The sequence below is a fragment of the Mesorhizobium sp. P3_A9 genome (assembly GCF_056402975.1).
The window spans coordinates 1-11,784 of record NZ_JBFUGJ010000184.1 but is presented as its reverse complement, the minus strand read 5'-3'; the positions used below and the strand labels follow the sequence as shown (position 1 = coordinate 11,784).

Here is an 11,784-nt window from a genome sequence, read left to right as displayed (position 1 = left end):
GGCGTTTCCAATGCGCAGGTCCGGCAGGGCGACATCTTTTCGCCGCCGGTCGAGCGCGATGCCTTCGATCTCGTCACCATCCACCAGGTGCTGCACTATCTCGATGATCCGGCCCGCGCCATCCACGAGGCGGCGCGGCTTTTGCGCCCGGCGGGCCGGCTGGTCATCGTCGACTTTGCGCCACACACGCTGGAATTCCTGCGCGACGAGCATGCCCATATGCGCCTCGGCTTTTCCGACCGGCAGATCGGCGAATGGTTTGCCGAGGCCGGCCTCGATCTCGAGGATGCCCAGGAATTCGAGCCGCGTGGCGGCAACGAGGCAAGGCTGACGGTAAAACTCTGGCTTGGCCGCGACCGGCGCCTGCTGATCGCCGATCCAGCCAATGAGCAGACCAAAGTGAACTCGATAGGGGAAATCGCCTGATGAACCAGTTCCGCTTTTCCCGCCGYCCCGACATTGGCGACAAGGTYARGGTWTCSTTCGARTTCTTCCCGCCSAAGAMCGACGAGATGGARGCSMGGCTSTGGGACACSGTCACSCGGCTGGAGCCGCTKAAGCCGAAATTCGTCTCGGTSACCTATGGCGCCGGCGGTTCGACGCGTGAGCGCACGGCGCGTACCATCAGCCGCATCCTGAAGGAGACCAGCCTGACGCCGGCCGCGCACATGACCTGCGTCGATGCTGCCCGCCATCAGGTCGATGCGGTGATCCAGGAATTCGTCGATATGGGCGTGAAGCGGTTCGTCGCCCTGCGCGGCGATCCGGCCGCGGGCGTCGGCACCGCCTACCGGCCGCATCCGGACGGCTATGCCAATGGCGCCGAGCTGGTTGGCGCGCTCAGGGATGCCGGCGATTTCGACATTTCGGTYTCSGCCTATCCGGAAAAGCATCCSGARAGCCCKGACTTYGCCACCGAYATCGACATGCTGAAGCGCAAGGTCGACAATGGCGCGACGCGGGCGATCACCCAGTTCTTCTTCGACAATGATCTCTACGAGCGCTATGTCGAGCGCGCGCGCCGCGCCGGCATCTACATCCCGATCGTTCCCGGCATCCTGCCGGTGCACAATTTCACCCAGGTCGCCAATTTCTCGGCACGCTGCGGCGCGCTGGTGCCAGCATGGCTGGCCGAGCGCTTCGACGGCCTGCAGAACGACCCGCAGACGCATGCGCTGGTGGCATCGGCCGTCGCCGCCGAACAGGTGCTCGACCTGGTCGAGCGCGGAGTGGGCGATTTCCACTTCTACACGATGAACCGCGCCGACCTCGTCTTTGCGATCTGCCACATGATCGGCATCCGCTCACACGAGGCCGAAGTAGCGGGTTCAGCTGCGGCATAAGGTTCAGCCAGACAAGCAAAAGGCCGGGTAAAAACCCGGCCTTTCGAATTGGTTAGACTATTTGGTGCTGGTCTTCCCCGTCTTGGCGGGTTCAGGGAAGGACGCCCATAATGAGGGCGCCGATGAAAGCAAACGCAGCACAAATCATCAATGCGTTGATCGGCCTCGTAAGTCCCATGACATAGCCTCCTCTTAAAGAGCTATGCCTAGGAGTCTAGGTTCATTTGTGCCACAGGCAAGCGGAAAATGTGCTGCATTGCGACGTGAATGTGAAAATTGCGACCCGGCTTTTGCCGTTAGCCGTTGAAACTCTTCGGCAAAAACTCGCTTCAGGCCTGTGAATAAATTGTGGCGAGGGCGTGTCGTTCCTGTGTCATGGCAGCGCTACCACCGCGAAAGTCGACTTCGACTTTCGCGCCACTGCGGGGATTCAGTTAAGGCGCCCTACCGTCGGCCAAACAGCCGTCCGTCGATGGTGACCAAGCCCAGCGCGATCAGCACCACGCCACCGATCTCGAACAGTTCCAGCCGCTCGCCGAGGAACAGGAAACCGAGCAGCATGGCGCTGGCCGGCACGATCAGCGTGACCAGCGAGGCGTTGGTGGCGCCGGCCGAGGCGACGAGGTTGAAATAGAGGATATAGGCAAAGGCGGTGGACAACAGCGCCAGTGCCAGCACCGCGGCCCAGACCGGCGGCGAGGCCGAGAACAGGCCGGCGGGGCCGTGCGCCAGCAGCACGACCGGAATCATGATGATGGTCGAAGCGGTCAGCTGCCCCGTGGCGAGGACCGGCGAGGGCACGCCCTTGAAGCGGCGGGCGACCATCAGCGCGATGCCATAGGACAGCGACGCGCCGATCAGCGCGAACTTGGCCCAGGCCGGGCCGCCGAGCCCGGCGAGCAGGCCGGGACCGATCATGACAGCCGTGCCGGCGACGCCGAGCGCTATGCCGGCCAACTTGTTCCAGGACAGCTTCTCATCCGATGTCAGCGCATTGGCGAGGGTCAGCGTCCAGAACGGTGTCGTCGCGTTGAGCACCGAGGCGACACCGGCGCCAAGCTCAGTCTGGCCGGCGAAGATCAGCGAGAAGGGCACGACATTGTTGGTGAAGGCCAGCAGGAAGAACAGGCCGGCGTGCGGAAAGGCGAGGCGGAAGGATGGGCCGCGAATGGCCAGATAGAGCTGCAGCGCGATCGCGGCGATGGTAACGCGAAACAGCACCAGCACCAGCGGGTGAAGCTCGGCCACCGCGATGCGGGCGAAGAAGAACGAACCGCCCCAGATGGCGCCGAGCAGCAGCAGCTGTCCCCAATCGGTGAGCGTCATCGGTCCGCGTTGTGTTGATGTCGCGGCAATTGCCATGTGAAGCGTCCTCCCCCCGATGGGCCGACATGCCGGCCCGAATGTCAGCCGATTGGGTACAGGGCATATCCGGTCCCGCGACAAGGGCCACCCGAAACCTGATCGATGGCAAACACTGCTGCCAAAGAGCTAGCGCCGTTGCGTCAGGCACACGAGACACAGAATTGTTTTCATTAGCCGCTAGCTTGGATTAATTGTGCGCAGCTCAGGTCAAGGATTCGTCCATGCAGCGATTCGAAAATGCCCGCGAGGCGGCACTGGCGCTTCGCCCGGACGATCCGGTCTATTGCTTCCGCCCGCAGGTGCTGATGGCGGATGCCAGGCAGTTCATGGGCATGTTCCCCGGCAAGACCGCCTATGCGGTCAAGACCAATGGCGAGCAGATCGTGCTGAAGGCGCTGGTCGAGGCCGGCGTCACCGCCTTCGATGTCGCTTCGCCCGGCGAGTTCGCCGCCGTGCGCGCCGTCTCGCCCGATGCCGAGATGCTCTACATGCATCCGGTCAAGGCGCAGTCCGATATCAAGCTGGCGCTGGAGAAATACGGCATTCGCGTCATCTCGCTCGACCATGAGGATGAGATCACCAAAGTGACCAGGGTGGTGCGGGCGCTCGACATCGACCCGGGCACGATCAGTGTGTTCGTGCGGGTGCAGACCAAGGGCCACGCCGCCTACGAGCTGTCGAAGAAGTTCGGCGCCGGGCCGGCCTATGCGGTCGAACTCGCCGAGCGGCTGAACCGCACCGGATACAAGGTCGGGCTCTGCTTTCATGTCGGCAGCCAGATCGAGGACCCCGACACCTATGAGCGGGCGCTGGCCTCGGCCGACTGGGTGCGCAACCGGTTGACCTTCGATATTGCCGGGCTCGATGTCGGCGGCGGTTTCCCGGCCGAATACGGCCACGATCCCAACCGCAAGCAGATCGAGATGCCGTCGCTTGGCCAGATCATGTCGCGGCTTTCCGGCGACCTGAAGGAATACCAGTTCGACCAGATACCCTTGGTGGCCGAGCCGGGCAGGGTGATCGTGGCGCGCTGCCTGTCACTGATCGTGCGCGTGCTGCTGCGCAAGGGCAAGCGGCTCTACATCAATGACGGCATCTGGGCGTCGCTGTCGGATTCATGGACCGGCAAGATCACGCTGCCGGCGCGTTTTATTCCCGATCCGGCGATCAGAACCCGCAATGGCGATGAGAGCAAAATCGTGCCGTTCAAAGTCTGCGGCGCGACCTGCGATTCCGTCGACATCCTGTCCAGGCCATTCTGGCTGCCGGAAACCGTCGACACTGGCGACTGGATCGAGATCGGCCATATCGGCGCCTATTCGCTGTCGCTCCGGACCCGCTTCAATGGGTTCTATCCCGATACGTTCGTTGAAGTGACGACGCCCTTCGATGAGGGCGACGCGCCGCAGGGATTTGCCAGCTTGGAGACGATGGCGGATTAGCGAATAGGGAATAGCCAGTAGCGAATAGGGAATTATCTTCTTCGCTACTCGCTACTCGCTACTCGCTACTCGCTACAATTTCCCCAACAGCTCCGGCGTCGGCCAGCCGTCCACCGGCAGGCCCAGCCGCATCTGCTCCTTGCGGATCGCTTCGCGGGTGTTGGTGCCCAGAATGCCGTCGACCGTGCCGACGTCGTAGCCTCGGGCTTCGAGCTTGGTCTGCAGCGCCTTCATCTGCTCGTTGTTGAGACCTTGTTCCGGGGTGCGCGGATCAAGCGGCGGCGCGCCGGCGAGGCGTGCGGCGAGGTTAGCCGCGGTCAGCGCGTAGGTGAAGGACTGGTTCCATTCGAGATAGACGTCGAAATTGTCGTAGGTGAGGAAGGCCGGACCYTTGCGGCCCATGGGCAGYGCCAGGCCGGCCTTSAGRCCSTTGTCGAYMAGCGGYGWGCCGTCGGGATTGGTGACGCCCCACTGYGCCCACTGSGWCAGCGGCARYTTGTTGGTGCGSCCGGTCTGGTCCCAYGGCATCTCGTCGGGCACACGCACTTCCTGGATCCAGGGCTCGTCGCGCTTCCAGCCGCGCGACAGCACCTTGCTGGCCGTGGTCATGATCACGTCCGGCACGCTTTTGCGCAGGTCGACCTTGCCGTCGCCATCGCCATCGACGCCGTGCGTCAGATAATCGGAAGGCAGGATCTGCGTCTGGCCGATCTCGCCGGCCCAGGCGCCCTCGACGTCGGCCGGCAGCACGCCGTGGTCGATCAGTTCGAGAAGCGGCACCAACTGCTGGCGGAACAGCTGTGGGCGGCGGCAATCATGCGAAAGCGTCACCAGCGCGCTCAGCGTGTGGAAATCGCCCTGCACGGCGCCGAAATCCGTCTCCAGCGCCCAGAAGGCGGTGATGACAGGCGCCTGGACGCCGAACTGCTGGTCGGCGCGGGCGAAGATATCGGCGTATTTCTTCATGTTCGCCGCACCTTGCTTCAGCCGGTAGGCCGAGATCATGCGGTTGGAAAATTCGACGAAGGTCTGGGTGAAGACGCCCTGAGCGCGGTCGCGGGCCAGCGCCCTCTCATCAAAGTTGGCCGCCTCCAGCGCTGCGAGGCCGACAGGACCGACACCGGCCGCCTTGGCTTCCGCCGCCACACCCTGCTTCCAGGTTTCGAAGTCGCCGCCGCATTGCTGCGCCATCGCCGGCAAGGCCGTGGCGCACAGGAATAGCGCCGCGAGGGCTTGGGAACGCAGTCGCATCAGCTTCCTTTCGAAACGAAGAGGGCATTGTCGTGCTTGGCTGGCAGCCCAACGACCTGAATTGCCGGCGGTTGCACTTTTTACCGCTGGCTGTGTCGAAAAGCAGGCGGCAGGCCCGGTGTCAACGGGTGTTCTGCCGCAGCCACTTATTCCAGGCAGCTTCGCTGCCGTTGAAGACATTGATGTCGGACTTGCCCGTCATGCCGGGAACGATGCCGGTTCCGGTGTACTGCCAGAAGGTGAAGGGGTGGCTGCCATACTTCTCGCGCGGATGGCCGGCGACGGAGCGCAGCCAGTAAGGATAGCCGCGGAAACTCGACAGCTCATTGTCGTCGAAGAAGTCGACCGAGGTGTAGATGATCGGCTTCTTGCCGTAATGCCGCTCGACGATCTCGAGGAAGGTGCTCATCTCCGCGCGCACCGTGGCGGCGTCGGGACGCAGCCTGCAGGTCGGCGATTGCGGGTTCCATTCCATGTCGAGGACCGGCGGCATCGCCGAGCGGTCGACGGGGACATTCTGGATGAACCAGCGCGCCTGCTGGGCGGCAGGAGTGCAGAAATAGAAGAAATGATAGGCCGCGCGCGGAACGCCGGCGGCTTTCGTGCGCGCCCAGTGCTCGCTGAAATACTCGTCGAAGCGGTCACCACCTTCGGTGGCCTTGATGAAGGCGAAGGAAATGCCGCTTGCCTTGGCCGTCGGCCAGTCGACCGAGGTCTGGTACTTGGAGACGTCGGTGCCGTGAACCGCATAGTTCCAGGGCGCGCCGCTGTCCCATTCATGCGGTTTGGAATCGGCGAAGCGCGGSGCKCKCACSGCMACCGTCGGGCTGCTGGAGGCGGATGGTGACAGCGGCGACAGATCGTCGACGGTCGAGCAGGCGCCAAGCAGCGTCAGCATGAAAAGAGCCGCAAGACGGCGCATCACAACTTCCAAGCCGGAATCAGCCGGTCGCTGATGGGTCTGTGAACTGATGGCCGGTCTGGCCCCCTCCGAACGATCGCCCCACGCATCGCTCAGCATAGCTATTTTTGTGCATGTCGTTGTCCCAAAACCGCTGAACACTTTTGGGCGACATGCATCCTGTGATGGCCGATCATGGTTGATAATCCGTTGATGGCGCTCGACAGGAGCCCTGATTTGCGGAAGCAATGGCGGCAATTCGATGACATAAGGGTCGGGCGAAAGCCTGGGAAGAAGCAGATGCGGATCATCGTCAAGATCGTCAAATGGCTGCTTGGCCTGATCGTGCTGGCGGTCGCCGCGCTGTTTGCCTGGCTTTACATCGCGCCACCGGAATTGATCCGCGTCGGTTCCGGCTATTCGGCCAAGATCGTCTGCTCGAACGTCTTCATTGCCGGGCGCGACCCCAATGAGGTTCTTGCAGTGGATGTGCAGGCGCCCGGACACCCGCTGCTGCGGCTGATGCGGGTCTCGGTCGACAAGAACCGAGGCACCGTCTCCGCCGGCCTGCTTGGCTTCCTCGGCAAGAGCGAGGCGGTTTCCCGCGACGGGCTGGGTTGCGCCTCGGTTCCCGACGGCGATGTCGGCAAGGCACGGCGCACGGCGGTCCATGCCGAGCCGTCGGCGACCAGCCAGGATACGCTGTGGCCGGAAGGTGAGCGGGTCGACGCGTCACAGGATCCGGTGATTGCCAAACTGCTCGATGACGCGGCGCTGACCGGCACCGGCATGCGTGCCGTGGTGGTGGTCAAGAACGGCCGTGTCGTCGCCGAACGCTACGGCGACGGCTTTTCCGCCAAGACGCCGCTGCTCGGTTGGTCAATGACCAAGACAGTGAACGCCGCCATCATCGGCACGCTGGTTAAGGACGGCAAGATGGCCGTCGACAACAAGGGCCTGTTCGCGCCGTGGAAGGCCGACGGCCGCGCCGCCATCAGCCTTGCCGACATGATGGCGATGTCGAGCGGGCTGGAGTTCAACGAGGATTATGGCGACGTCGCCGATGTCACGCGCATGCTCTATCTAGAACCGGACATGGCGGGCTTTGCCGAATCAAAGCCGCTGACCGGCGAAGTCGGCAAGGTGTTTTCCTATTCGAGCGGCACGGCGGTGATGCTGTCGCGGCTGTGGCAGGATGCGATCGGTGACAAGGCCAAGGCGCTGACATGGCCGCGCAATGCGCTGTTCGAGCCGCTCGGCATGCATAGCGCGGTGCTCGAAACCGACGAGCAAGGCACCTTCGTCGGCTCATCCTATCTCTACGCCACAGCGCATGACTGGGCCCGCTTCGGCCAGTTCCTGCTGCAAGGCGGGGTCTGGAACGGCAACCAGGTCCTGCCGGCCGGCTTCGTCGACTGGATGCGCGAGCCGGCGCCCGCCTCGAAAGTCTATGGCAAGGGCCAGTTGTGGATCGAGGCGCCGGGCGATGAGGACAACCCGGGCGCCGGTGTCGCCGCCGGCCTGCCCAAGGATACCTACTGGATGGAAGGGCATGACGGGCAGACGGTCACCATCATTCCGTCGGAGCAATTGGTGGTGGTGCGGCTCGGGCTGACCCCGGCCAAGCTCGGCTACCGGCCGCAGACGATGGTGGGCGCGCTGGTGAAGGCGCTCAAATAACTTACCGAGGGGAGATCAAGGTTGGGTGTTCTAAGTGTCGGCGATGATCTGCCTGTATGGGGAGGCGGCCGACGAATAATCTATTCGATTATCGAGTACGCGATCAGCACGACCGGCGAGAGAGCTTACCTAACCAAACTCAAGGAGAGCTTCGACAATCGCTATAATCATGCCGATCTGGGCGCATTGACCCAACATGAGTTAAGCGAATTTCGGGACGCCGCGGCAAGCTATGCGCGAAACACTCAATGGAAGCGGGAAGGATTTAACGACTGCGAAGAGCTAATGCAGGAACTTCTACGTCTCGTGGATGCACGCCTGAAACAACTCACGACGCATTGAGAGGCCCGCCGATCACCGCTAACCATGCATAGCCGCGATAAAGCGTACGGAAACGGAAGGTTGCGCCGGTTCGTCGGGATTCCGATTCAAGGACCTCGCGCAAGAATTCACGCGGCGAGACGTGGAATTTTCTAAGCCAGCCGCGCAGCAAGGTCCGGAACCAGCCCGGCAAACCTTCCTGCTGGCCGAAATCGACGACATGCAGCGAGCCGTTGGGGGAAAGTGCCGCCAATGCTGCCGACACCGTCTTTTCCCAACCGGGGATCATCGACAGCGAATAGGAGACGAAGACGCGGTCGAACCGTTCGATGCCGTAGAGAGCCTTGGCGTCGAAATCGGTGGCGTCGCCCCTTGCCAGCGTGACGCGGCTGGACAGGCCTTCGCGGTCGATCGCCTTGCCGGCCGTCTCCAGCATTTCGGCCGAGATATCGAGGCCGAAGAAGCGGGCATCGGGATAGCGGTGGGCGGCGAGGATGATGTTGCGGCCGGTGCCGCAGCCGAGTTCCAGAACGGTGCCGCCGGCCGGCACCCCCAGCCCATCGATGAGCCGGTCGCGGCCGAGAAGATAGTATTTGCGGGTCAGGTCGTAGATATGGCGCTGCCAGCGGTAGACGCCGTCCATCAGTTCGGCGTGGCTGGCCGGCAACTCCGTCGTGCTCATGCGGGGCGCTTCACATAGAGGTGGAAACCGCCATAGATGGCGGAACGGTCGCGGGCCGAGAATTCGCGCGAGGCCTCGTCCTGATAATCCCACTGGTCGAGCAGCGAGGTCGAGACGCGGCCCGGCAGCAGGCTGGGCTCAGCGGCGGTGCGGAAGATAACGCGGGCACCGACCGAAGCGGTGCGGCTGATTTCCGACCACAGCGCATTGAGCTGGTCGTCGGTCATCCAGTCCTGGGCATCGAGCAGGATGAAGCGGTCGACGGTGCCGGCATCCTTGCCGGCGAGGAATTCGATCAGATTGGCATGGTGGATGGCAACGCGGTCGATATTGCCGCGGATGGTGTCGTAATTCTGCTTTTCCAGATAGGCGGGCAGGGCGGCCTCGCCGGGATTTGGATAGCGGCGGGCAAAGGCCTGCCAGGCGAAGTAATTGTTTTCCAGGGGAAAATCGCAGGCGAGCTTTTCCAGCCGGGCCTTCAGCACGCTGGCCATGGTGCCGTCGCCGGAGGTGATCAGCGAATCATACTGCGCCGGCGGGATGCCGAGGCCGAACAGCGAAGCCTTGCGCGACGTCGCCCATTTCAGCAGCGGCTTGTCGAAGACCGGCGCCAGCTCCTCGTTGAAGAAGCGGCGCTGCTCGCTGATGTTTTTGGCTTCCATCATGCGCGCCGGATTGACGCCGAAGAATTTGGCCGTGCGATGGCCCATGGCGATGAACAGGCCAAGCAGGCCGGTCTGGTAGAAATTGCGGTCGAAAACACCGATGCGCCGGCGACCGCGCCAGTTGCGGTGCTCCCAATAATGGCGGCTGACGGGATCGAGATGCGGCGCTATGAAACGGTCGTAGGCTTGCGAATTATGGCTGGTGTCGGCGGCGCCGAAGAAGCGGAACAGGTCGCCCTGCGAGGGCAGGCGGCGCACCGCCTCCAGCTTCATGCGGTTCAGCGCGATGTGCGCGGCGTTGAGGTCGACGGCGTCGATCCGTGCCGGCGAGCGGGTGAGGTAGGCCAGGATGTTGCAGCCGCCCGACGCGATGGTGACGACGCGATGGCCCTGGCCAAGCTGCATCGCCTCCATGTCGACATCGGGGTCTTCCCATATCTGCGGATAGACGAGGCCGGAAAACAGGAAGGCGAACAGCCGCTCGGAAATGCCGGCTTTCGAAAGCGCGCGGTTCTGGTAGACGGCTTTTCCAACTTCCTTGCCGCGGCGAAAAACCAGATCTGCGGAAACGTCCGTCATGACAAAGTGATTCCCCATTTGCTTTGKCGCAAGCGGGTAGCGCAGGGTCATGACAGGCCGGTGACAGCCTGTTGACGCTGGGTCGGGGCTTGGCGAACCCGCCCAGGGGTACCGATAAGGGGTGCCGAGGCCGACACGGCGTCGGCCCCGTTATCTCGCTGAGGTAAATGGGTAGCGTCGATGTGACGGATAACTAGGCCTTCACAGCGTTGATTACCCAGAAATCCGAAGCCATGCTTCCATCGGTCAGATAAGCGTATGGCATGAAGAAGTAACCCTTCTTGCCGACACTGGATCCCCAGGAATTCCGGATTTTGAAAAGGCTGGTTGCGTTGTCATATCCGACACACATCACGGCATGGCCACCGACGACGCTGTCATTTGCACTGGGCAGGGAAATGGTGGCCGGTCTGGGATTTTGAGAATACCAGCTGTCAAATACCGTGAATCCGAAGACAAACGGAAATCCTGCCGCGAGGCAACCTCTGAGCTGATTGAGAGTCGGGGTCAGCCGTTGATAGCTGGTGATGACATATTTGCCGGCGTCATCGTAACAAATCTTCTTGGGCTGCGTCGCCGGCTTGGAATTCTTGGGAAACGGCCCGCCGTCGTAGGTGGCTGGCGTGTCGTCATAGGGCCATTCAATTTCCGGACAGACTCCCTGTTTTTGCAGGCTTTTTATTCCATCTCTGATCTGCGCCCCTGAGTCACTCGCCACATGACCTTCGATCTTGCGTTCATTGTAGTAGATAAAGAGGCGCGACGGCACGAAATCGGGCGCTTGGTTGTTCTTCAGCCTGTCGAACTGCACTGCACCGGCCAGCGCGTTGGCAGTACAGGATCCAATGCGGCCTTGGTCATAGACCGGAAACTCAGGCTTGAGGTCTACTGTTTCTGGAATCGCCTTCAATTGGCTGAGCGGGGCGCTGTATAGTTGGTCTCTTGGATCCGGAAGATCCCTTACCCACCCGAGGCCACTGCTCTTTCTTCCTGTCGGAGCCGTAGTTGGTGTGACGTTCTTGGCCATGGAAACCTCCCCTCCTGCCATTCAGAATAATACGCTACAGCGAAACGCTATTTACTTCTATAGTAGCCAGATGCCTGCAGTGATCTGTTCTTGTAGGCGTAGGATGGGAATAATCATCATTTACAAGAAAATATTGATGCCTCTTAATGATCCTTGAGAGGTGATCACTTGCTTGTGATTTGTCATTTTTCTTCGTAGATGTCCCCTTATTCCAAGAGGGGATAAATGTCATGATCGCTGACCGTTCTTGGGTTCAGAGAAATCTTGGGTTCGATCCGCTCCGTGATCCACCGCCAGAGACAACTTTCGCGCTTCCATCTGTTGCGAAGGCGAAGGGTACAGAGGATTTCCAGCGCGAGATCATAGAGTTCGACTCTGAATCTTCGCCGGGGCTACAATTTCTTGCATTTTCGAAAGCCACGGGCCTGTCCCGGTACAAGGACATTCCATGGCCGCAAGGGCTGGCTCCGCAGACAGCCGGCAACGCAGGTGGTAGCAGCGGCGGTCCATTGCCCAAAGCGGATGTAC

11 protein-coding genes and 1 pseudogene are annotated in these 11,784 nt (G+C 61.8%); 6 read left to right on the top strand and 6 right to left on the bottom strand.

Going from position 1 to position 11,784, the window contains the following annotated elements:
• A partial coding sequence (locus AC1DX0_RS22150) for a class I SAM-dependent methyltransferase (protein ID WP_477356868.1) occupies nucleotides 1-426 on the top strand: 426 nt, incomplete at its 5' end.
• On the top strand, nucleotides 426-1,343 hold the full coding sequence (metF, locus tag AC1DX0_RS22145) for a methylenetetrahydrofolate reductase [NAD(P)H] (protein ID WP_477356866.1): 918 nt from the start codon (nucleotides 426-428) through the stop codon (nucleotides 1,341-1,343). The genes AC1DX0_RS22150 and metF, both read left to right, overlap by 1 nt.
• 444 nt (nucleotides 1,344-1,787) lie before the next feature.
• Here the strand turns inward: metF and AC1DX0_RS22140 are convergent, their stop codons facing one another.
• Entirely contained in the window at nucleotides 1,788-2,705 is a 918-nt protein-coding gene (locus AC1DX0_RS22140; protein WP_477221907.1) for a DMT family transporter, read from the bottom strand.
• Between the two features lie 224 nt (nucleotides 2,706-2,929).
• Here AC1DX0_RS22140 and AC1DX0_RS22135 point away from each other — a divergent pair, with 224 nt between their 5' ends.
• On the top strand, nucleotides 2,930-4,150 hold the full coding sequence (locus AC1DX0_RS22135) for an alanine racemase (RefSeq protein WP_477221908.1): 1,221 nt from the start codon (nucleotides 2,930-2,932) through the stop codon (nucleotides 4,148-4,150).
• Between the two features lie 72 nt (nucleotides 4,151-4,222).
• Here the strand turns inward: AC1DX0_RS22135 and AC1DX0_RS22130 are convergent, their stop codons facing one another.
• Nucleotides 4,223-5,401: a lytic murein transglycosylase gene (locus AC1DX0_RS22130; protein ID WP_477356864.1), complete on the bottom strand. Its 1,179-nt coding sequence runs from the start codon at nucleotides 5,399-5,401 to the stop codon at nucleotides 4,223-4,225.
• 121 nt (nucleotides 5,402-5,522) lie between these two features.
• Nucleotides 5,523-6,323, bottom strand: a complete 801-nt coding sequence (locus tag AC1DX0_RS22125; RefSeq protein WP_477356862.1) for a glycoside hydrolase family 25 protein — start codon at nucleotides 6,321-6,323, stop codon at nucleotides 5,523-5,525.
• Nucleotides 6,324-6,602: 279 nt separating this feature from the next.
• On the opposite strand from AC1DX0_RS22125, the gene AC1DX0_RS22120 reads away from it, so the two are divergent.
• On the top strand, nucleotides 6,603-7,982 hold the full coding sequence (locus tag AC1DX0_RS22120) for a serine hydrolase domain-containing protein (RefSeq protein ID WP_477221911.1): 1,380 nt from the start codon (nucleotides 6,603-6,605) through the stop codon (nucleotides 7,980-7,982).
• Between the two features lie 21 nt (nucleotides 7,983-8,003).
• On the top strand, nucleotides 8,004-8,324 hold the full coding sequence (locus AC1DX0_RS22115; RefSeq protein WP_477221912.1) for a hypothetical protein: 321 nt from the start codon (nucleotides 8,004-8,006) through the stop codon (nucleotides 8,322-8,324).
• On the opposite strand, the gene AC1DX0_RS22110 is transcribed toward AC1DX0_RS22115, so the two are convergent.
• The 3 genes from AC1DX0_RS22110 to AC1DX0_RS22100 all read right to left on the bottom strand — a co-directional run bounded on the left by AC1DX0_RS22110 (nucleotide 8,311) and on the right by AC1DX0_RS22100 (nucleotide 11,256).
• A complete protein-coding gene (locus AC1DX0_RS22110) occupies nucleotides 8,311-8,985 on the bottom strand; it encodes a class I SAM-dependent methyltransferase (protein WP_477221913.1) in 675 nt (224 codons plus the stop codon). The genes AC1DX0_RS22115 and AC1DX0_RS22110 overlap by 14 nt on opposite strands.
• Entirely contained in the window at nucleotides 8,982-10,280 is a 1,299-nt protein-coding gene (locus AC1DX0_RS22105) for a BtaA family protein (RefSeq protein ID WP_477356860.1), read from the bottom strand. The genes AC1DX0_RS22110 and AC1DX0_RS22105 overlap by 4 nt, the downstream gene beginning before the upstream one ends.
• 142 nt (nucleotides 10,281-10,422) lie before the next feature.
• The gene (locus AC1DX0_RS22100; protein WP_477221915.1) at nucleotides 10,423-11,256 is read right to left on the bottom strand and encodes a C1 family peptidase; all 834 of its coding nucleotides are present in this window, start codon (nucleotides 11,254-11,256) and stop codon (nucleotides 10,423-10,425) included.
• Nucleotides 11,257-11,486: 230 nt separating this feature from the next.
• On the opposite strand from AC1DX0_RS22100, the pseudogene AC1DX0_RS22095 reads away from it, so the two are divergent.
• Nucleotides 11,487-11,784, top strand: a pseudogene (locus AC1DX0_RS22095) (phosphorylase family protein); the annotation flags it as partial.

Excerpts from the sequence above, each read along its gene's own strand:
- AC1DX0_RS22140 (WP_477221907.1), bottom strand. The coding sequence starts at position 2,705 with ATGGCAATTGCCGCGACATCAACACAACGCGGACCGATGACGCTCACC.
- AC1DX0_RS22135 (WP_477221908.1), top strand. The coding sequence starts at position 2,930 with ATGCAGCGATTCGAAAATGCCCGCGAGGCGGCACTGGCGCTTCGCCCG.
- AC1DX0_RS22120 (WP_477221911.1), top strand. The coding sequence starts at position 6,603 with ATGCGGATCATCGTCAAGATCGTCAAATGGCTGCTTGGCCTGATCGTG.
- AC1DX0_RS22110 (WP_477221913.1), bottom strand. The coding sequence starts at position 8,985 with ATGAGCACGACGGAGTTGCCGGCCAGCCACGCCGAACTGATGGACGGC.
- AC1DX0_RS22100 (WP_477221915.1), bottom strand. The coding sequence starts at position 11,256 with ATGGCCAAGAACGTCACACCAACTACGGCTCCGACAGGAAGAAAGAGC.